Origin of the sequence: Quadrisphaera sp. GCM10027208, from assembly GCF_042658805.1 — a bacterium.
In the GTDB taxonomy this organism is placed as follows: Bacteria; Actinomycetota; Actinomycetes; order Actinomycetales; family SCSIO-59966; genus SCSIO-59966.
The window spans coordinates 86,318-105,140 of sequence record NZ_JBHSRC010000001.1; the positions used below are offsets into that span (position 1 = coordinate 86,318).

Here is an 18,823-nt window from a genome sequence, read left to right on the forward strand (position 1 = left end):
GACGGAAGGCACCACCACGATGGCCACGACCTCCCCGGTACGCATCGTCGTCGCCAAGCCTGGCCTGGACGGGCACGACCGCGGCGCCAAGGTCGTCGCGCGGGCACTGCGCGACGCCGGCATGGAGGTCGTCTACACCGGCCTGCACCAGACACCGGAGCAGATCGTCGAGGCCGCGATCCAGGAGGACGCCGACGCCGTCGGCCTGTCGGTGCTGTCCGGTGCCCACATGACCCTGTTCCCCAAGGTCGTCGAGCTGCTGCGGGAGCGTGACGCCGAGGACATCGTCGTGTTCGGCGGCGGGATCATCCCCGACGCGGACATCCCCGAGCTCGAGCGAGCGGGCGTCGCGAAGATCTTCACCCCCGGCGCCCCGACGTCCGAGATCGTCGAGTGGGTCCGCGAGCACGTGCCGGCTCACTGACCGGCTCCCTCGCCGGTGCCACGGCCGCGCGGCGAAGGGGCCCGGCGCGCCCGCCGGGCTCAGAGCTTCTCGACCGGCGCGTAGCGCAGCAGCAGCCGCTTGGTGCCCTCGGAGCGGAAGTCGACGTGCGCGACGGTCTTGTCGCCCTCCCCCTCGATCGCCACGACCGTGCCGAGGCCGAACGTGTCGTGGGTGACCTTGTCCCCGGGCTGCAGCGCGAGCACCGGCCGGTCCCCCGGCGTGCGGACGCCGGGACGTCCGGCGAGCCGGGCCACCGCCGGCTGGGACCCCGGCCGGGTGGCGGTGGTCTCCTCCCGCTTCCACGAGACCAGCTCGCCGGGCAGCTCGTCGAGGAAGCGGGAGGCCGGGAAGTACCGCGGCTGCCCCCACGCGCTGCGCACCCCCGCTCGGGTGACGTACAACCGGTGCTGGGCTCGAGTGAGGCCGACGTAGGCGAGCCGGCGCTCCTCGGCCAGCTGGGCGGCGTCCCCGAGTGAGCGGACGTGCGGGAACGTGCCGTCCTCCATCCCGGTGAGGAACACGACCGGGAACTCCAGCCCCTTGGCGGTGTGCAGGGTCATCAGGGTGACGACGCCCGTGTCGTCCTGCCCCGAGGGGATCTCGTCGGCGTCAGCGACCAGGGAGACCCGCTCGAGGAACTCGTCGAGACCGCCCTCGGGCTCGGACTGCTCGAACTCGCCGGCGACCGCGACGAGCTCGGCGAGGTTCTCCACCCGGGACTGGTCCTGCGGGTCGTGGCTGGCGCGCAGCTCGTCGAGGTACCCGGTCTGCTCGAGCACCGCCTGCAGCACGGTCGACGGCCCGGCCCCGGAGTCCACGACCGTGCGCAGCTCCTCGACCAGTGCGGTGAACGACCGGATGCAGGTCAGCGACCGGGCGGCGATGCCGGGCGCTTCGTCGGCACGCAGCAGCGCCTCGGCGAACGGGATGCGCTCCCGCTCGGCGAGCGCGGCGACGCACGCCTCGGCCCGCTCCCCGATCCCCCGCTTGGGCACGTTGAGGATCCGCCGCAGGTTGACCGTGTCGACCGGGTTGGCCAGCACGCGCAGGTAGGCCAGGGCGTCCTTGACCTCGCGGCGCTCGTAGAACCGGGTGCCGCCGACCACCTTGTACGGCAGCCCGACGCGGACGAGGACGTCCTCCAGCGCCCGCGACTGGGCGTTCGTGCGGTAGAACACCGCGACGTCGCCGTACCGGACCCCCTCGACGTCGTGCAGCCGGTCGATCTCCTCGGCGACGAACGCCGCCTCGTCGTGCTCGGTGTCACCGACGTAGCCGACGATCTGGGTGCCGGTGCCGGCCGACGTCCACAGGTTCTTCGCGCGCCGGTCGGGGTTGCGCGCGATGACGGAGTTGGCGGCGTCGAGGATCGTCTGGGTGGACCGGTAGTTCTGCTCCAGGAGGATCGTGCGCGCGTCGGGGTAGTCCTTCTCGAACTCGACGATGTTGCGGATCGTCGCCCCGCGGAAGGCGTAGATGGACTGGTCGGCGTCGCCGACGACGGTGAGCTCGGCGGGGGGCACCGCCACCTCGCTGCCCTCCCGCACGGTGCTGCCGTCGACGGCGCGGACCTCACGGCGGGCTGCCGCCTCGGACACCGAGCCGCCGACGAGCTCGCGGACGAGCACGTACTGGGCGTGGTTGGTGTCCTGGTACTCGTCGACCAGGACGTGCCGGAACCGGCGCCGGTAGTGCTCGGCGACGTCCGGGAACGCCTGCAGGATGTTCACCGTCGTCATGATCAGGTCGTCGAAGTCGAGCGCGTTCGCCTGCCGGAGCCGCTGCTGGTAGCGGGTGTACGCCTCGGCGAGCACCCGGTCGGTGCCGCTGCCGTCGGCGGCCTGGGCGGCGTAGGTCTCCTCGTCGACGAGCTCGTTCTTGAGGTTGGACACCTGGGCGCTCAGCGAGCGCGGCGGGTAGCGCTTGGGGTCGAGGTCCAGGTCGCGGCACACCATCCCCATCAACCGCTGGGAGTCCGCGGCGTCGTAGATGGAGAAGCTCGAGCGCATCCCGACCCGGCCGGCCTCGCGGCGCAGGATCCGCACGCAGGCGGAGTGGAAGGTGGACACCCACATCGACTCCGCGCGCGGCCCGACGAGGGCGGCGACCCGCTCGCGCATCTCGGCGGCCGCCTTGTTCGTGAAGGTGATCGCCAGCACCTGCCCCGGCCGGACGCCGCGCGCGGCCAGCAGGTAGGCGATCCGGTGGGTGAGCACCCGGGTCTTGCCGGAGCCGGCGCCGGCCACGATGAGCAGCGGGCCGCCCTCGTGCACCACCGCCTCGCGCTGCTGGGGGTTCAGGCCGGCGAGCAGGTCCTCGGTGGGGACCGTCGGCGCCGCGGCCGGCTCGGGCCCCGGCCCGCCGCCCGGCGGCGGCATCTGGAGGTCGTCGAAGAGGGTGCTCATCGTGCCGCCCAGCCTACGGCGGACGGCGGACAGCCGGGTCCCGGGCGGACGGCGAGGACGGCGGTTAGCGTGGGTGGCATGCCGCTGACCGCCGTCCCGCGGGCCCTCGTCGTCGCCGCCCACCCCGACGACATCGACTTCGGCTCCGCCGGCACGGTCGCGACGTGGACCGCCGCCGGCACGCAGGTGACGTACCTGCTGTGCACGTACGGGGACGCCGGCGGCTTCGACGACACCCCGCGCGAGGAGGTCCCGGGCATCCGGGCAGCCGAGCAGCGGGACGCCGCGGCGGCGGTCGGCGTCCACGACGTCCGGTTCCTCGAGGGGTACCGGGACGGCTACCTCGAGGTCGGGCACGACCTCGTCCGGGACCTCACCCGGGTGATCCGGCAGGTGCGGCCGGTGCGGCTGCTGGCCCCCAGCCCGGAGCGACGGTGGGACCTCTTCGCGGCCGGCCACCACGACCACCTGGCGTGCGGGGAGGCGGCGGTGCGGGCGGTGTACCCGGCGGCGCGCAACCCGTTCGCCTACCCCGAGCTGCTCCAGGACGAGGGCCTCGAGCCGTGGGTGGTGCAGGAGCTGTGGCTGACGGCGCACCCCGACACCGACCACGTCGTCGACGTCACCGACGTCCTCGACCGCAAGCTCGACGCGCTGCGCGCCCACCGCTCGCAGACGGCGCACCGCTGGGACGAGCTGGCCGCCCAGGTGCGGCAGGCGATGGCGTGGGACGCCGGTGGGCCGGGGCGCTACGCCGAGCACTTCAAGGTGGTGGCGACCGGCTAGCCCCAGAGGACGGCGATGAGCACGTTGAGGATCGCCAGCCCGCCGACGGTGTGGACCACCGCGGGCGAGGCGTCCTTCTTGCGGTAGGCGAACGCGAGCGCCGCGACGACGCAGGACGAGGAGCAGGTCGTAGGGGAGCGTCACGCCCCGAGCCCATTCGGGCTCGGGGCGTGACTCAGGGTCGGGTCGTGCTCAGGACAGCGGCACGATCCGGGTCGGGGTCGTGACCGCCGGGTACTGCTGGGCAGAGACGACGCCGCCCAGCGTCTCGACCAGGTAGCCCGTCAGGGCGGCCTGCTGCGTGGAGGGCAGGACGGTGAACGGCTGGCCGGCGAACATCGTGTAGCCGTCCTGGCCGCGCAGCAGGAAGTCGATCGAGGCCAGGGAGATCGTCCCGGAGTACACGATCTCGCCCTCGGCAACCACCGGCGTGCCGTCGTCGAGGGTCAGCGACTGAACCCTACTGCCGACCGGGGCGGCAGGGTCGTAAGTGTACGAGAAGCCGGCCACTTGGGCGAACGAGCCGGCCGAGACAGAACCGTGCTCGACCGCCGCCACGAACGCCTCCACCGGGAGCGCCGGCGCCACGGAGACGAAGTTCGGGAACGGCACAATGCTGTAGGTGTCAAACAGCGTGAGGTCGCCCGCCGGGATGACGGAGTCGTTGCGGATGCCACCGCCGTTTTGGATCGCCACCTGCGGCGGCGTCACGCCGTTCTCGGCCGCGAGCCGCTGTCCCTCGGACAGGAGGGCGTCAGTGACCAGGTTGCCGAGGTTGGTCTCCTTGGAGCGGATGCTGGCCCGCGTTCCGTCCAGCGGCACCTCGGTCGTCGCGACGACCGTCTCCTGCAGCGACTCGACGAACTCCGCGACCGGCTGCTCGACCGTGCGCAGCACCCGAGCGTCCGGCTTGACCGCGTCCGGCCCGAACGAGGTCACTGGGATCGGCCGGCTCGCCAGGTCGTCGACCGACACGACGTTGCCGTCGCGGTCGAACTGCACGACCAGCTTGCCGACGTACCGGTACAGGCCGGAGGTGGTGACCACCGGGACGTCCGCACCATCGGCGGCCGTGACCATCTGTGGGTAGGAGTAGTCGGGGTTGCGCGTGTCGCCCGGGAGAATCTCGTCGCCCGCGCTGGCCATGACCTCACCGCCACCGGCGCCGACCACGACATCAATGTTCTCGAGCTCCGCAGCCAGGGCGATCTCGTTGTCGATGTCCTGCAGGTGGGAGACAAGGATGATCTTGTTGACGCCCGCCTTCTCGAGCAGCTCGGCCTGCGCGTTGGCGATACCCGCGAGGTCCGGGTCCACCGCGACGTTTCGGCTGCTGGTCAGGGACGACAGCTCCGGCGTGGTCAGGCCGATGACGCCGATGCGCTCACCGCGCTCCTGGACCACGGTGGCGTCGACGATCGTGCCGTCGTCCACGAAGGCCTGGAGCCGCGGCTCGCCACTGAAGTCCAGATTCGCGGCGACGAACGTGGTGCTCTGGTCGACCTGCGCGAGGAAGTCGGCGAAGAACTCCGGACCCAGGTCGAAGTCGTGGTTGCCGATGGCGCTGACGTCCCAGCCAGCCGCGTTGAACGCGAGGGCGTCGTAGAAGGGGGCACCCTCTTGGCGACTCGCGTCGAGCTGGGCACTCGGCAGGTACAGGTCACCGCCGTGGATGGTGATGACACCGCGCTTGGTTCCCGGCGCGGCAGGCGGTCCGGTGACGGCAGCGTCGCGCTGCTGCTGCAACAGCTCGGTGAACATGGCCGCACCGGCGACCTCGGCGATCACGGCGTCCTCACCGCTCCCGTAGGTGCGGGTTATCGGCAGCAGAGCGGACTCCGTGTCGTTGGCGTGCAGGACCGTGAGGGTGAACCCACCCTTGTCCGCCGCCTTGCGGCCCTCGCCGGGTGCCGCCGTGGCCGCACCTGCGGCGACGGTCGCCACCATGGCACCGGAGGCGATCACCGAGGCGGCGATGCGCCGGCTGATTGCGATGGACATGTGACTCCTTGACTGAATGAGTCCGTTGGGTAGTGGGACCTTAACCCGGCTGGGGGACGTGCTGGTAGGTAACAGATGACCCGTAGGCAACCGAACTTTGACATCCGGGACAGGTCCACCCTCATCTGTCGTACTAGCGCTCGTCGCCCTCGGCAGGCGATCAGCCCCACCGGGACGCCTCCGTCCACTCCGACAGCTCAGCGCCCGTGGCACGATCCCCGTCGGGTTGGTCCTTCTCGTGCATGCCGTAGCAGTGCCGCTTGATGTGGTCGAAGTCGACCGTGTCGCCGAAGTCAGCGTCTGAGGAGAGGCCGAGCATCTGAGGAGAGGCCGAGCGTGGTCCACAGGCAACGTTCGTCCTGTGCGGCGGGGTCACTTCAAGGTGGTGGCTACCGGCTAGCCCCAGAGAACGGCGATGAGCACGTTGAGGATCGCCAGCCCCCCGACAGAGTGGACGACCGCGGGCGAGGCGTCCTTCTTGCGGTAGGCGAACGCGAGCGCCGCGACGACGAGAGCGACGACGAGCTTGACCCCGATCTTGGCCTGGTCGACGTCCGCGTCCAGGGCGGCCTCGGCGACCCCGACGAGCAGCAGGCCGGTGACCACCTGAAGCAGGGACCCGTGCACCATCCCGACGACGATCCGTGGCGAACGCAGGACCGTGAGGTAGCCGCCGATGATCGCGGCCAGCCCGATGAAGTGCAGGACGAGGAGCAGGTCGTAGAGGAGGGTCACGCCGTCAGCCTAGCCAGGCTGCCAGCGTGACCCCGTAGGTGGGCCGCTGCCGCGGGGTGCTCAGCGCGCCTGGGCGCGGCCCTCCTCGACCATGAGGTCGAGCGCAGGGGTGAGGAACACCTGCGGCGTGGTCGCCCCGGACGCCGGCTTCCGGAACGGAAGGTGCCGTCGCAGAGCCAGCGGCGACGCGGAGTCCCGGACGGCGGGGTCCCGGGCAGGCACCTAGGGTGACCGCCATGTCGGGCACGCTCAGCACCCTGCGACGCCGGGGGCACACCGCCGCGCTGCTGGCGTTCCGGTGGCTGCCCGCCCCGGTGCGCCGGCGAGTGGTCGGTGCGGTAACCCCCGGCTTCACCGTGGGGGCGGTCTGTGCGCTGCAGCACGTTGACACCCTGCTGTTCCTGCGTCAGCCGCACCGGGAGGGCTGGAGCCTGCCGGGGGGCCTGCTCGACCGGGGCGAGTCCCCGGCGGACGGCGTCGTCCGGGAGGTGCGCGAGGAGACCGGGCTGCGGATCGAGGTCGGGCTGCCGCTCACCACCCAGGTCAACGCTGCCGTGCGCCGCGTCGACGTCATCTACCGAGTCCGGGTCGACGAGCGCCCCCACGTCGAGCCCGGCGGGGAGGCCAGGGACGCCCGCTGGCTACGGCCCGGGGAGGTGCTCGAGGACGCCGACGGCCCGACCCGGGAGATCCTTGCCCTGCTGGAACGGGTCGCCGCGCCCGGCGCCTACGACGGCCGGGTCGTGGCGCCGGCCGCCCCTCCCCCGGCTGCCCCGCAGTGACCCGGCCGGCGGGCGTCGTCCTGGCCGCCGGCCACGGCACCCGGCTGCGGCCGCTGACGACGCTGCGTCCCAAGGCGCTGTGCCCGGTGGGCGGCGTCCCGCTGCTCGACCACGCCCTGGCCAGGCTGGTCCCCTGCACCGGCACCGGCCCGGCGCACCTCGCCGTCAATGCGCACGCCCTGGCCGACCAGGTCGTCCGGCACGTCGGGGACCGGGCGCACGTCAGCGTCGAGCAGCCGGAGGCGCTCGGCACGGCCGGGGCCCTGGGCCGGTTGCGGGACTGGGTCGCCGGCCGCGACGTCCTCGTCACCAACGCGGACGCGCTGCTCCTCGGACCGCTGGACGAGCTGCTGGAGGGGTGGGACGGCGAGCGCTGCCGGCTGCTCGTCGTCCCGGCCGAGGGACCCGGCGACTTCGACGGCCACCGCTACGTCGGCGCCGCCCTGCTGCCGGGCCGGCTCGTCGCCGGCCTGGCCGCGGAGCCGTCCGGGCTGTACGAGGTGCTGTGGCGCCGCGAGCACGAGGCCGGCCGGCTGGAGCTCGTGGCGTTCCCCGGGACGGCGATCGACTGCGGCACGCCGACGGACTACCTGCGCGCCAACCTCACCGTGTCGGGGGGAGCCAGCGTCGTCGGCCGGGGCGCCGTCGTCGAGGGCACGGTGGAACGCTGCGTCGTCTGGGACGGCGCCTACGTCGGGCCCGGGGAGCACCTCGTCGAGGTGGTCCGGGCCGGGACGCGGGAGGAACCGGTCACCGTCCCGGCGCCGCAGTGAGGGCCGTGACAGTGCTCGGGTCCGGTCAGTGCTTGCGCAGGTCCGTCACCGCGTCGTGCTGCTGAGCACCGTCGTGCTTGGCGCGCTTGGCGGCCCGCTTCTCCTTGATCGAGCGACCCGGCTTCTTCGCCGTCCGGTTCTGGGTGTGGGACTTGTCGGACATCGTCGCTCCTGTGCCTGAGCGGTGCGCGCACGGCCCCGTCAGGCACCAGCCACGCTAGACCTCCCGAGCCCCCAGCACGACCCCTGGCGGGCACGGCGTGGGCGGCGTCACTCCCACTCGATGGTGCCCGGCGGCTTGCTCGTCACGTCGAGGACGACCCGGTTGACCCCGTCGACCTCGTTCGTGATGCGGGTGGAGACGCGGGAGAGCAGGTCGTGCGGCAGGCGCGCCCAGTCGGCCGTCATCGCGTCGTCCGAGGTGACCGGCCGCAGCACGACCGGGTGCCCGTAGGTGCGCCCGTCACCCTGGACGCCGACCGAGCGGACGTCGGCGAGCAGGACGACCGGGCACTGCCAGATGGCCCGGTCCAGGCCGGCGGCGGTGAGCTCCTCGCGGACGATCGCATCGGCGGCGCGCAGCGTCTCGAGCCGGTCCCGGGTGACCTCCCCGACGATCCGGATGCCGAGGCCCGGACCCGGGAACGGCTGACGCCAGACCATCGCCTCGGGCAGGCCGAGCTCCGCACCGACCGCGCGCACCTCGTCCTTGAACAGGGTCCGCAGCGGCTCGACGAGCTCGAAGGCCAGGTCGTCGGGCAGTCCCCCGACGTTGTGGTGGCTCTTGATGGTCGCCGCACCCTCACCGCCACCGGACTCCACGACGTCCGGGTAGAGGGTGCCCTGGACGAGGAACCGGACCTCCTCGCCCTGCTCGCCGGCCTCGGCGACGATCTCCCGCGCCGCGCCCTCGAACGCCCGGATGAACTCCCGGCCGATGACCTTGCGCTTCTCCTCCGGGTCGGTGACCCCGGCGAGCGCGTCGAGGAAGGTGTCGGCCGCGTCGACGACCTTGAGCCGGATGCCGGTCGCCTCGACGTAGTCGCGCTCGACCTGCTCGGCCTCACCGGCGCGCAGCAGGCCGTGGTCGACGAAGACCGCGGTGAGCTGGTCCCCGACCGCCTGGTGCACGAGGGCGGCCGCCACCGCCGAGTCGACCCCGCCGGACAGCCCGCAGATGACCGCGGCGCCGCCCACCTGCGCGCGGACGCGCTCGACCTGCTCGGTGATGACGTTGCCGGTGGTCCAGTCCGGCTCGATCCCCGCGCCGTTCCGCAGGAAGTTCTCGATCACCTGCTGGCCGAAGGTGGAGTGCCGGACCTCCGGGTGCCACTGGACGCCGAACAGCCGCCGCTCGACGTCCTCGAACGCCGCCACCGGCGCCCCGGAGGACTCCGCGACGACGGTGAACCCCTCGGGCGCCCGCCGGACGGCGTCCCCGTGGCTCATCCACACGCTCTGCGTCTCCGGCTGCCCGGCCAGGAGCACGCTGTCCGAGGGCTGTGCCCGCACCTGGGTGCCGCCGTACTCGCGCAGGCCGGTGCGGGCGACCTCGCCGCCGAGCGCCGCGGCCATCGCCTGGAAGCCGTAGCAGATGCCCAGGACCGGCACGCCCGCCTCGAACAGCGCCTCGTCCACCCGCGGGGCGCCCTCGGCGTACACCGACGACGGGCCGCCGGAGAGGATCACCGCGAGCGGCTGCTTGTCCAGCATCCGCTCGACCGGCATCGAGTGCGGGACGATCTCGGAGTAGACGTTGGCCTCGCGGACCCGGCGGGCGATGAGCTGGGCGTACTGGGCGCCGTAGTCGACGACGAGCACCGGCCGGTGGCCGGTACCGGGCGCCGCGGCGGAGCGGTCGGCGCCGATGCCGGTGGACGGCGCGCCGTCGGCGACCAGCTCGGACGCCGGGTCGTCGGGCCGGGACGGCCGGGTGGGGGCGTCGTCAGCGCTGGAGCCCGGGACGGTCACCGCGCCAGCGTAGTGCCGCCGCCCGCACGACCCTCGAGCGCGGCGATCCGGTCCCGCGCCTCGCCGGTCACCTTCCGCTCGACGACGAAGGACAGCGCCGGGACGACGCCGGCCAGGACCAGCTGGACCAGCCGGCCCGGGCCCCAGCGCAGCTTGGACCACATGTCGACGACGGTGACGAGGTAGATGACGTAGATCCAGCCGTGGGTGATCGCGATCCACGTGCCGAGGAACGGCTCGCCGTCGAGCAGCAGGTACTTGACGATGATCTCCACGGTCAGCAGCAGGAGGAAGCCACCGGTGACCCAGGCCATCACCCGGTAGCGGGTCAGCGAGGCGGCGAGCCGGCTGGGGGCGCGCGAGGAGGTGGCGCGGTCGGTGGTGCTCACGACGTCGATTGTGCCTGCTCGGGTGCGGCCGCCTCGGCGCGGGCCTCGAGCTCCCGCTCGTGGGCGTCCCGGACCAGCCGCCACCAGAAGAACACGGCGAACCCGGCGAACAGCCACCACTGCAGCGCGTAGGACAGGTTCTGCAGGGCCAGCCCGTCCGCGGGCTCGACGGTCGGCACCGGCTCCAGCGGTGGCACGGTGTCGGTGAGCGCCAGGTAGGCGGTGTACAGCGGCGGGTCCCAGACGTTGACCAGGTCGGCGGAGGCGACGGTGGGCAGCTCGCGGGTGCCGGGGCCGGCGCCGCCGACCGGCGGCTCGCTCTGCTCCAGGCGGCCCTCGAGGGTGACCCGTCCGGCGGGGACGTCGGGGGGCCTCGCGCCGTCCGGGAGCCAGCCCAGGACGACGGCCAGGGTGCCGCCGTCCGTCTCGTCCGGCCGGTCGACGGCGAGCGGGGCGACGAGCCAGGACCCGGGACGGCCGTCGAGCTCCCGCTCGGGGACCCGCACCGCGGCGTCCGGGTCGAGCACGCCGGTCACCCGGACAAGCTGGCGGACGTCGCTGCCCTCGAGCGGCTCGGCGGGAGCGAGCACCTCCTCCAGCGGCACGACGCCGCGCTCGACCGTCTGCTCGCGGACCTCCCGCGCGGCCTCGTCCCGGGCCCGGCCGAGCTGCCAGTCGCCGAGGTAGGCGAACAGCGTGGCCGCCGCCAGGGCCACGCCGAGCAGCGCGATGAAGTGCGGTCGCGTGGCGGTCCGGAGCACCTCCCCACGCTACCCCGCCGCCCATCCCCCGATCTCTGGAGCCTTTCCGTGGTCTCCGGGCCGGCCGAGACCACGGCAAGCCTCCAGAGATCGCGCGTCACCAGGCACGCGCGTCACCAGGCACGCGCGTCACCAGGCACGCGCGTCACCAGGCACGCGCGGCACGGGGGCGCCAGAAGTCGGCGTCGTCGAGCGGCACCGGGGCACGCAGACCGGTGAGGCGCCACAGATCGTCGAGGACGGCGTGGCGCTCGTCTCGGACGGAGGTCCGGTCGTACCGCAGCAGCTGGATCGAGCCCATCGTGGTCAGGCGGTTCTGCCGACGACGGTCCAGGGACGGCTGGTCGGCCTCGTCGTGGTACCCACCGTCGTACTCCGAGCCGACCGGGTGACCGGGGACGCGCAGGTCGGGGACGCCGATCACGGCACCGTCGGCGTCCAGGACCGGCACGTTGACCCACGGCTCGGGCAGACCGGCCAGCACGTAGATCATCCGCAGCCGGGTCTCGCCGGGCGAGCGCACGTTCTCCCGGCACAGGTCGACGGCGACCCGGACCAGCCGGACGCCGGGCCACCGGCGACGGTCCGCGGCGTAGACGGCGAGCAGGACGCGAGGCAGGCCGAGCTCCCACAGGAAGGCGTCGGCGACGACCACGGCCTCGACGAGGCGACGCTCGCGCATGAGGTCGAAGCAGGTGCGCAGCGGCGAGGTGAGGAGCACGCCGTCCTTCTCGACGACGTCCCGGTCGATCTCGCTGTGACCGGCGAGCCCGCCGCCCCAGTCGGGCGTGCCGCGCAGCGTCAGCCGCCGGCGGTTCAGACCCGCGAACCCGGTGCCGGCCGTCAGCACCGGCCGGGTGACGTCGAGCGGGACGACGCGTCCGGGCGCCGGCCGCCAGGCACCGTGCAGCCATGCGGCCAGGAGCCCGCACGCGACGGCGTCCTGCGGCATCACGAGCCGGGCGGCGGCCAGCCGCACCTCGCTGGTGACCTCGACGGACTCGTGCACGTACACGCCCCGCATCAGCCGTCGCCAGATGCTCGACCTCAACTGCTCCTCGGTCAGCTGGCCGGCCGCGACAGCGTCACGGCCTCGAAACGGGACGTGAACGAGCTCGTCCGGTGCGTGCGGCGTGATCGGCATGCTGCGACTGAGCCGCAGGCGACCGCACCCTGCCAAGGGGCCCCGTCGGCCTGTGGACAGACACGAGGAACGACCGGTCCTGTGGAGGCCCAGTCACCGCCACCCGCCGCGACGAGTGGAGGCTTTCCGGGGTCTCGAGCCCACACGAGACCCCGGAAGGCCTCCAGAGGTCGGTTGCTAGGCCGGCTGCGCGGTGTACAGCACCGTCTGCACGCGGATCAGGCCGTCCGCGAAGACGAACGTGTCCACGCCGTTGTCGACCGTGCGGCCACCACCGGTGGCCTTCCACTCCAGGTAGAGGACGTCGTCGGCGAACACGGTGTCGAGCTGCCACTGCGCCTGGGGGACGTCGCTCAGCAGCTGGGTGAAGACCTGTCGGGCGCCGTCCTTGCCCCGGAACACCTGCTTGTTCACCACGAGGACCGCGTCGTCGCGGTAGTCGGCGACGATCTCCTCGAGGTCCTCCGCGCCGAGCGCCTGGCCGTGGTGCGCGAAGACCTCTTCCGGTGTACGGGTCATGGCCCCTCCTTCGTGGATGTCCCGACCACCGATCGTCCGCCCCGGCGCGGCGACGGGCCAGGGACCAACGACCCTGTGGGTGGGCGGTCGTCGGTGCTTGCCTTTACCGTCGGATCGAGACCGACACGAGGGGAAGGGGACGCCCATGAAGGCGGTTCGCCTGCACCGGTACGACGAGCGCCCGGTGGTCGAGGAGGTTCCCGAGCCGACCGTCGAGCGACCGTTCGACGTGGTCGTGCGGGTCGGTGGCGCCGGCCTGTGCCGCACCGACCTGCACATCATCGAGGGCCAGTGGGCCAGCCGGAGCAACGTCTCCCTGCCCTACACGCTGGGGCACGAGAACGCCGGGTGGGTGCACGCCGTCGGTCCGGCCGTCGAGCACGTCCAGGTGGGGGACGCCGTCATCCTGCACCCGCTGGTGACGTGCGGCTTCTGCCGGGCGTGCCGCGCGGGGGACGACGTGCACTGCGAGGCGCAGTCCTTCCCCGGTATCGACACCGACGGCGGAATGGCCGAGTACCTCAGGACGTCGGCACGCTCGGTGGTCCCGCTGCCGGCCGGCGTGCAACCCGCGGACGTCGCGGCGCTCGCCGACGCGGGACTCACCGCCTACCACGCGGTGAAGAAGGCCCTGCCCCTGCTGCACCCCGGCAGCACGTGCGTCGTCATCGGCGCCGGCGGCCTGGGCCACATCGGCATCCAGTGCCTCACGGCGCTGAGCGCGACGCGGGTCGTGGTGCTCGACGCCAACCCCGACGCGCTGGCCCTGACGACCGGCTGGGGCGCCGACGAGACGGTGCTCGTCGACGGCTCGCACGTGGAGCGGGTGCTCGAGCTCACCGACGGCCACGGAGCCGAGGTGGTGCTGGACTTCGTCGGCGAGCGTGGCGCGGAGCGGGACGCCTGGGCGATGACCCGCCGGGCGGGGAGCCACTACGTCATCGGCTACGGAGGCACGGTCGAGATCCCGACGATCGACGTCATCTCCACCGAGCGCAACGTCATCGGCAACCTCGTCGGCAGCTACAACGACCTCGTCGAGCTGATGGCGCTGGCGGCGGCGGGAAAGGTCGTCATGCAGACGACGAGGTACCCGCTCGACGCTGCCCTCGACGCGATGGCAGACCTGGACGCCGGTCGGCTGCGGGGCCGAGGGATCCTCGTCCCCTGATCGGCAGGCAGTCCCAGCGGTTCAGTCCAGACGGTTCGGGTCGACATTCCGGACGCCGACCGGCTAGTCCTCGACCCGGACGTCCTTCCAGAACGCCACCCGGTCGCGGACCATCTCGGCCCGCGGGCTCGGCTCCGGGTAGTACCAGACGGCGTCCTCGCTGCGCCGCCCGTCGGCCTCCAGCGAGTAGTACGAGGCCTCGCCCTTCCACGGGCAGCGCGTCGTCGTCGCCGAGGGCCGCAGCAGGTCCTCCCGCACCGAGGACCGGGGGAAGTAGTGGTTGCCCTCGACGACGACGGTGTCGTCGCTCTCGGCGACGACGTGCCCGTTCCACACCGCTCGCATCAGGAGATCCTCTCTCTGCGCCTGCAGCAGCCTGCGGCTGCCGCAGGTGCGGGTGGTCCCTCGCTCACCGGGCACCCAGCATCTTGAGCGCACGCAGCCCCCACGTCATCGCGCGGGTGTAGGTGGCGCCGTCCAGGTCGTACACCCGCCCCATCCCCAGGCCGCGGTGGACCATCCGCTGGACGCCGATCGTCTGGGACTCGGTGTACTTGAGCAGCCCCTCGGCGCCGTGCCGGCGGCCCAGTCCGGAGTCCTTCATCCCGCCCATGGGTGCCCCGGTGGCCGTCCACGCGGTGAGGTACCCCTCGTTGACGTTGACGGTGCCGGCCTGCAGCCGTCGGGCGATCGCCCGCCCGCGGCGCAGGTCGCGGACCCAGACGCTCGCGTTGAGGCCGTACGCCGTGTCGTTCGCGACCCGGACGGCCTCGTCGTCCCCGCCGACGACGCGCACGGACACCACCGGGCCGAACGTCTCCTCGACCCAGCACGGGTTGTCGGCCGGGACGTCGGCGAGCACGGTCGGCTCGTAGAACAGGGGACCGACGTCAGGACGGGCCCGAGCGCCCGCGAGCACCCGCGCCCCGGCGGCGACGGCGCCGTCGACGTGGGCGGCCACCGCGTCGAGCTGGCGACGGGACACCAGGGATCCCATGTCGGCGTCGAAGTCCAGACCGGGTCCGAGGCGCAGGGCCCGCACGCGGCGCAGGAAGGCCTCGAGGAACCGGTCCGCGACCGCCTCGTGCACGAGCAGCCGCTCGGTCGACACGCACAGCTGCCCGGCGCTGGCGAAGCTCGCCCGGACCGCGCCCTCCGCGGCGACCTCGACGTCGACGTCCTCGGTGACGTAGAGGCTGTTCTTGCCGCCGAGCTCCAGCGACGCGCCGACGAGTCGGCGGGCGGCCTGCTCGGCGACACGCCGGCCGGTTGCCGTCGAGCCGGTGAAGCACACGTAGTCGCAGGAGTCCACAAGGGCGCCACCGACGGTCGCGCTGTCACCGACGACGACGGCGAACACGCCCTCCGGCACACCGGCCCGGTGCAGCAGCTCGGCTGCCCACAGCGCCGACAGCGGCGTCTGGCTGTCCGGCTTCACGACGACCGCGTTGCCGGCGAGCAGCGCCGGTAGCGCGTCGGACACCGCCAGCGTCAGCGGGTAGTTCCAGGGCGCGATCACCCCGACCACACCCTTGGGGTGACGGACCTCGGTGCTTGTCGACAGCAGCGGCACCAGCCCAGGCCGGCGGGTGTCGGCCAGCAGTGAGGGACCGGTCCGGGCGTAGTGGCGGGCGACGATCGCGATGTCGGCGACCTCCTCGAAGGCGTGCGCCCGGGCCTTGCCCGCCTCCAGCTGCACCAGGTCGAGGGCCTCGCCCTGGTGCTCGAGCACGAGGTCGTGCAGCCGCAGCAGCACGGCGGCCCGCTCACCGACCGGGCGGGCGGCCCAGTCGCGCTGCGCCCGGCGGGCCGCCTCGACGGCGTTCGCGACGTCCTGCGGGGTGGATGTCGGCACGCTGACTAGCGGCAGGCCGGTGAACGGTGCAGTCGTCGTGCGCCGTTCAGCACGCGGCGAAGCGACGACCCGGTCAAGGAGTGCGGCTACCCGGGCCGGGTCCAGGGCGGCATGCAGCGGATGGGTCGTCGGCACGGTGGGCGCGGCCGGGGCCGACGCCGTGTCGCTCAACATGCAGGCATGCTAACGGCAGCGCCCCGTGAGGTACCCGTCACACGAGCGGCACGATCTCCGGGGCGCCGAGCCGGGCGGAGTCGGCGGTCTCGTCGTCCGGCTGCTGCTGGCTGAGCCGCTCGGCCTCCACCCGGGCCAGGTAGTGGGAGACCTCCTTGTCCCGCTGCTCGTCGCTCCAGCCGAGGACCCGGCCCATGAGCGCGGCCGCGACCGGGGCCGCCGCCGTCCCGCGGTCCCAGGTCTCGATCGAGACCCGTAGCCGGCGGGTGAGCACGTCGTCGAGGTGCCGGGCGCCCTCGTGGCTGACGGCGTAGACCACCTCGGCGGCCAGGTAGTCCTCGGCCCCGGTGAGGGGCTCGCCGAGCGCGGGGTCGTCGGCGACGAGGGCGAGCACCTCGGGGGTCAGGGCGCCGTGCCGCTGCAGCAGGTGCTCGATACGGGCGACGTGCAGGCCGGCCGCCTCGGCGGTGCGCCGCCGGGCGTTCCACGCGGCGGCGTACCCCTGGGCGCCGACGAGGGGGATGCGGTCGGTGCAGCTGGCGGCGACCCGGAAGTCGAGGCTGCGGGCGACCTCGTCGACGGCGTCGCGGGCCATCACCCGGTAGGTCGTGTACTTGCCCCCGGCCACGACGACGAGCCCGGGCACCGGGTGCGCGACGACGTGCTCGCGGGACAGGGCGCTGGTCTCCTCGCTCTCCCCGGCCAGCAGCGGGCGCAGGCCCGCGTAGACCCCTTCGACGTCCTCGCGGGTGAGCGGCGTGACGAGGACCCGGTTGACGTGCCCGAGCAGGTAGTCGATGTCCCGGCTGGACGCCGCCGGGTGCGCCTTGTCGAGGTGCCAGTCGGTGTCGGTGGTCCCGATCACCCAGTGCCGGCCCCAGGGGATGACGAACAGCACGCTCGTCGCCGTCCGCAGGATGATCCCGGTGCGGGAGCGGATCCGGTCCCGCGGGACGACGAAGTGGATGCCCTTGGAGGCGCGGACCTCGAACTGGCCGCGCTCGCCGACCATCGCCTGGGTCTCGTCGGTCCACACCCCGGTCGCGTTGACCACCTGACGGGCACGGACGTCGAGCTCCCGGCCGGACTCGAGGTCGCGCACCCGCGCCCCGACGACCCGTTCACCCTCGCGCAGGAAGCCGACCACCCGGGCCCGGTTCGCGACGTGCGCGCCGTAGGAGGCTGCGGTGCGGACGACCGCCAGCGTGTGCCGGGCGTCGTCCACCTGGGCGTCGTAGTACTGCAGGGCACCGACGAGAGAGTCGCGGCGCAGCGCGGGAGCCTCGCGCAGCGCCCCGCGCCGGGTCAGGTGCCGGTGCCCGGGCACGCCCCGGGAGGCCCCGGAGGTGAGTCCGAGGGTGTCGTAGAGCACCAGGCCGGCGCCCACGTACGGCCGCTCCCAGACCCGGTGCGTCAGCGGGTAGAGGAACGGCACCGGCCGCACCAGGTGGGGGGCGATCCGCTGCAGCAGCAGCGCCCGCTCGGCGAGGGCCTCCCGGACCAGCCCGAAGTCGAGCATCTCGAGGTAGCGCAGGCCGCCGTGGATGAGCTTGCTGGAGCGGGACGACGTCCCGCTGGCCCAGTCCCTCGCCTCGACGAGCCCGGTGGTCAGCCCGCGGGTGGCGGCGTCCAGCGCGCTGCCGGCACCGACCACCCCACCGCCGACGACGAGGACGTCGAGCTCCTCGGCGGCCATCGCGGCGAGCGCCTGCTCGCGCTCGGCCGGTCCGAGCGCGACCGGTGCCCCGGTGACCAGGGGGCGCGGGAACCTGCCGGGGCCGGTCATGCCGGCTGGTAGGGGGAGACGACGACCTCGACCCGCTGGAACTCCTTGAGGTCGGAGTACCCGGTGGTAGCCATCGCCCGGCGCAGCGCGCCGACGAGGTTCGTGGTGCCGTCGGCGATCCGGCCCGGGCCCAGCAGGATCTCCTCCAGGGGCGCGACCGTGCCCACCCGGACCCGCTCCCCGCGGGGGAGCTGGGGGTGGTGGGCCTCGCTGCCCCAGTGCCACCCGCGGCCGGGGGCCTCGGTGGCGCGGGCGAGCGCGGCGCCGAGCATGACGGCGTCCGCGCCGCAGGCGACGGCCTTGACCAGGTCACCGGAGCGGCCCACGCCGCCGTCGGCGATGACGTGCACGTACCGGCCGCCGGACTCGTCCATGTAGTCGCGGCGGGCTGCGGCGACGTCGGCGACGGCGCTGGCCATCGGCGCGTGGATGCCGGTGACGATGCGGGTGGTGTGCGCCGCGCCGCCGCCGAAGCCGACGAGGACGCCGGCCGCACCGGTCCGCATGAGGTGCAGGGCCGCGGTGTACGTGGCGCAGCCGCCGACGACCACCGGGACGTCGAGCTCGTAGATGAACCGCTTGAGGTTCAGCGGCTCCGCGCGCCCGGAGACATGCTCGGCCGAGACGGTGGTGCCGCGGATGACGAAGAGGTCGACGCCGGCGTCGACGACCGTCTTCCACAGCTGCTGGGTGCGCTGGGGGGTGAGCGCGCCGGCGACGGTGACACCGGCGTCGCGGATCTCCCCGAGCCGCCGGGTGACGAGGTCGGGGTCGATGTCCGCGGCGTAGATCTCCTGCATCCGCCGGGTCGCGGAGCCCGCGTCGAGCGCGGCGATCTCGGCGAGCAGCGGCTCGGGGTCCTCGTAGCGGGTCCACAGCCCCTCGAGGTCCAGGACGCCGATGCCGCCCAGGCGGCCCATCGCCACCGCGGTGGCCGGCGACATCACCGAGTCCATCGGCGCGGCCATCACGGGCAGCTCGACGTGGTAGGCGTCGATCTGCCAGTCGACCGAGACGTCCTCGGGGTCGCGGGTGCGCCGGCTCGGCACGATCGCGACGTCGTCGAAGGAGTACGCCCGGCGTCCCCGCTTGCCGCGCCCGATCTCGATCTCGTTCATCACGCTGC

At 73.3% G+C, this 18,823-nt stretch carries 19 protein-coding genes; 5 read left to right on the top strand and 14 right to left on the bottom strand.

Translation table 11 applies throughout. The features are described 5' to 3' along the window. The first annotated feature begins 19 nt into the window (after positions 1-19). Positions 20-424, top strand: a complete 405-nt coding sequence (locus ACFP6A_RS00425) for a cobalamin B12-binding domain-containing protein (RefSeq protein WP_379600718.1) — start codon at positions 20-22, stop codon at positions 422-424. Positions 425-483: 59 nt separating this feature from the next. Here the strand turns inward: ACFP6A_RS00425 and pcrA are convergent, their stop codons facing one another. Continuing rightward, complete coding sequence (gene pcrA / locus ACFP6A_RS00430; protein ID WP_379600720.1) at positions 484-2,850, bottom strand: DNA helicase PcrA; 2,367 nt, start codon at positions 2,848-2,850, stop codon at positions 484-486. Positions 2,851-2,928: 78 nt separating this feature from the next. Here pcrA and ACFP6A_RS00435 point away from each other — a divergent pair, with 78 nt between their 5' ends. Next, on the top strand, positions 2,929-3,636 hold the full coding sequence (locus ACFP6A_RS00435; RefSeq protein ID WP_379600722.1) for a PIG-L deacetylase family protein: 708 nt from the start codon (positions 2,929-2,931) through the stop codon (positions 3,634-3,636). Positions 3,637-3,828: 192 nt separating this feature from the next. On the opposite strand, the gene ACFP6A_RS00440 is transcribed toward ACFP6A_RS00435, so the two are convergent. The 3 genes from ACFP6A_RS00440 to ACFP6A_RS00450 all read right to left on the bottom strand — a co-directional run bounded on the left by ACFP6A_RS00440 (position 3,829) and on the right by ACFP6A_RS00450 (position 6,594). Beyond that, positions 3,829-5,637, bottom strand: a complete 1,809-nt coding sequence (locus tag ACFP6A_RS00440) for a bifunctional metallophosphatase/5'-nucleotidase (RefSeq protein WP_379600724.1) — start codon at positions 5,635-5,637, stop codon at positions 3,829-3,831. Positions 5,638-6,033: 396 nt separating this feature from the next. Beyond that, positions 6,034-6,372 carry a hypothetical protein gene (locus tag ACFP6A_RS00445; protein WP_379600725.1) on the bottom strand — a complete coding sequence of 113 codons (339 nt, stop codon included), beginning with the start codon at positions 6,370-6,372 and terminating at the stop codon, positions 6,034-6,036. A gap of 60 nt (positions 6,373-6,432) precedes the next feature. Next, a complete protein-coding gene (locus ACFP6A_RS00450; RefSeq protein ID WP_379600727.1) occupies positions 6,433-6,594 on the bottom strand; it encodes a hypothetical protein in 162 nt (53 codons plus the stop codon). A gap of 14 nt (positions 6,595-6,608) precedes the next feature. Between ACFP6A_RS00450 and ACFP6A_RS00455 the strand changes: the two genes are divergently transcribed. Next, on the top strand, positions 6,609-7,154 hold the full coding sequence (locus ACFP6A_RS00455) for an NUDIX hydrolase (protein ID WP_379600729.1): 546 nt from the start codon (positions 6,609-6,611) through the stop codon (positions 7,152-7,154). Continuing rightward, positions 7,151-7,927, top strand: coding sequence for a sugar phosphate nucleotidyltransferase (locus ACFP6A_RS00460; protein WP_379600730.1), 777 nt, complete (start codon positions 7,151-7,153; stop codon positions 7,925-7,927). The genes ACFP6A_RS00455 and ACFP6A_RS00460 overlap by 4 nt, the downstream gene beginning before the upstream one ends. Before the next feature lie 25 nt (positions 7,928-7,952). Here ACFP6A_RS00460 and ACFP6A_RS00465 read toward each other — a convergent pair whose 3' ends face one another. The 6 genes from ACFP6A_RS00465 to ACFP6A_RS00490 form a co-directional block, all read right to left on the bottom strand. Further along, positions 7,953-8,090, bottom strand: a complete 138-nt coding sequence (locus ACFP6A_RS00465) for a hypothetical protein (protein WP_379600732.1) — start codon at positions 8,088-8,090, stop codon at positions 7,953-7,955. A 107-nt stretch (positions 8,091-8,197) separates the two neighbouring features. Then, a complete protein-coding gene (gene guaA / locus ACFP6A_RS00470) occupies positions 8,198-9,796 on the bottom strand; it encodes a glutamine-hydrolyzing GMP synthase (protein ID WP_379601422.1) in 1,599 nt (532 codons plus the stop codon). A 98-nt stretch (positions 9,797-9,894) separates the two neighbouring features. Continuing rightward, the gene (locus ACFP6A_RS00475) at positions 9,895-10,287 is read right to left on the bottom strand and encodes a DUF3817 domain-containing protein (protein ID WP_379600733.1); all 393 of its coding nucleotides are present in this window, start codon (positions 10,285-10,287) and stop codon (positions 9,895-9,897) included. Then, a complete protein-coding gene (locus ACFP6A_RS00480) occupies positions 10,284-11,048 on the bottom strand; it encodes an SURF1 family protein (protein ID WP_379600735.1) in 765 nt (254 codons plus the stop codon). The genes ACFP6A_RS00475 and ACFP6A_RS00480 overlap by 4 nt, the downstream gene beginning before the upstream one ends. A 145-nt stretch (positions 11,049-11,193) precedes the next feature. Next, on the bottom strand, positions 11,194-12,192 hold the full coding sequence (locus tag ACFP6A_RS00485; RefSeq protein ID WP_379600736.1) for a hypothetical protein: 999 nt from the start codon (positions 12,190-12,192) through the stop codon (positions 11,194-11,196). A gap of 177 nt (positions 12,193-12,369) precedes the next feature. Then, positions 12,370-12,711: a nuclear transport factor 2 family protein gene (locus ACFP6A_RS00490; RefSeq protein ID WP_379600738.1), complete on the bottom strand. Its 342-nt coding sequence runs from the start codon at positions 12,709-12,711 to the stop codon at positions 12,370-12,372. 145 nt (positions 12,712-12,856) lie between these two features. Between ACFP6A_RS00490 and ACFP6A_RS00495 the strand changes: the two genes are divergently transcribed. Beyond that, the gene (locus tag ACFP6A_RS00495; RefSeq protein WP_379600740.1) at positions 12,857-13,882 is read left to right on the top strand and encodes an NAD(P)-dependent alcohol dehydrogenase; all 1,026 of its coding nucleotides are present in this window, start codon (positions 12,857-12,859) and stop codon (positions 13,880-13,882) included. 63 nt (positions 13,883-13,945) lie between these two features. Here ACFP6A_RS00495 and ACFP6A_RS00500 read toward each other — a convergent pair whose 3' ends face one another. The 4 genes from ACFP6A_RS00500 to ACFP6A_RS00515 form a co-directional block, all read right to left on the bottom strand. Then, the gene (locus tag ACFP6A_RS00500) at positions 13,946-14,230 is read right to left on the bottom strand and encodes a DUF427 domain-containing protein (RefSeq protein WP_379601423.1); all 285 of its coding nucleotides are present in this window, start codon (positions 14,228-14,230) and stop codon (positions 13,946-13,948) included. A 61-nt stretch (positions 14,231-14,291) separates the two neighbouring features. Then, the gene (locus ACFP6A_RS00505) at positions 14,292-15,911 is read right to left on the bottom strand and encodes a succinic semialdehyde dehydrogenase (protein ID WP_379600741.1); all 1,620 of its coding nucleotides are present in this window, start codon (positions 15,909-15,911) and stop codon (positions 14,292-14,294) included. A 37-nt stretch (positions 15,912-15,948) separates the two neighbouring features. Then, a complete protein-coding gene (locus ACFP6A_RS00510) occupies positions 15,949-17,697 on the bottom strand; it encodes a glycerol-3-phosphate dehydrogenase/oxidase (protein WP_379600742.1) in 1,749 nt (582 codons plus the stop codon). After that, entirely contained in the window at positions 17,694-18,818 is a 1,125-nt protein-coding gene (locus tag ACFP6A_RS00515; RefSeq protein ID WP_379600743.1) for a GuaB3 family IMP dehydrogenase-related protein, read from the bottom strand. The genes ACFP6A_RS00510 and ACFP6A_RS00515 overlap by 4 nt, the downstream gene beginning before the upstream one ends. Positions 18,819-18,823: the final 5 nt, after the last annotated feature.

What these genes read in the sequence shown, in the direction of transcription:
- ACFP6A_RS00425 (WP_379600718.1), top strand. Translation starts at nt 20, where the DNA reads ATGGCCACGACCTCCCCGGTACGCATCGTCGTCGCCAAGCCTGGCCTG.
- pcrA (WP_379600720.1), bottom strand. Translation starts at nt 2,850, where the DNA reads ATGAGCACCCTCTTCGACGACCTCCAGATGCCGCCGCCGGGCGGCGGG.
- ACFP6A_RS00435 (WP_379600722.1), top strand. Translation starts at nt 2,929, where the DNA reads ATGCCGCTGACCGCCGTCCCGCGGGCCCTCGTCGTCGCCGCCCACCCC.
- ACFP6A_RS00440 (WP_379600724.1), bottom strand. Translation starts at nt 5,637, where the DNA reads ATGTCCATCGCAATCAGCCGGCGCATCGCCGCCTCGGTGATCGCCTCC.
- ACFP6A_RS00455 (WP_379600729.1), top strand. Translation starts at nt 6,609, where the DNA reads ATGTCGGGCACGCTCAGCACCCTGCGACGCCGGGGGCACACCGCCGCG.
- ACFP6A_RS00465 (WP_379600732.1), bottom strand. Translation starts at nt 8,090, where the DNA reads ATGTCCGACAAGTCCCACACCCAGAACCGGACGGCGAAGAAGCCGGGT.
- ACFP6A_RS00485 (WP_379600736.1), bottom strand. Translation starts at nt 12,192, where the DNA reads ATGCCGATCACGCCGCACGCACCGGACGAGCTCGTTCACGTCCCGTTT.
- ACFP6A_RS00490 (WP_379600738.1), bottom strand. Translation starts at nt 12,711, where the DNA reads ATGACCCGTACACCGGAAGAGGTCTTCGCGCACCACGGCCAGGCGCTC.
- ACFP6A_RS00495 (WP_379600740.1), top strand. Translation starts at nt 12,857, where the DNA reads ATGAAGGCGGTTCGCCTGCACCGGTACGACGAGCGCCCGGTGGTCGAG.
- ACFP6A_RS00505 (WP_379600741.1), bottom strand. Translation starts at nt 15,911, where the DNA reads ATGTTGAGCGACACGGCGTCGGCCCCGGCCGCGCCCACCGTGCCGACG.
- ACFP6A_RS00510 (WP_379600742.1), bottom strand. Translation starts at nt 17,697, where the DNA reads ATGACCGGCCCCGGCAGGTTCCCGCGCCCCCTGGTCACCGGGGCACCG.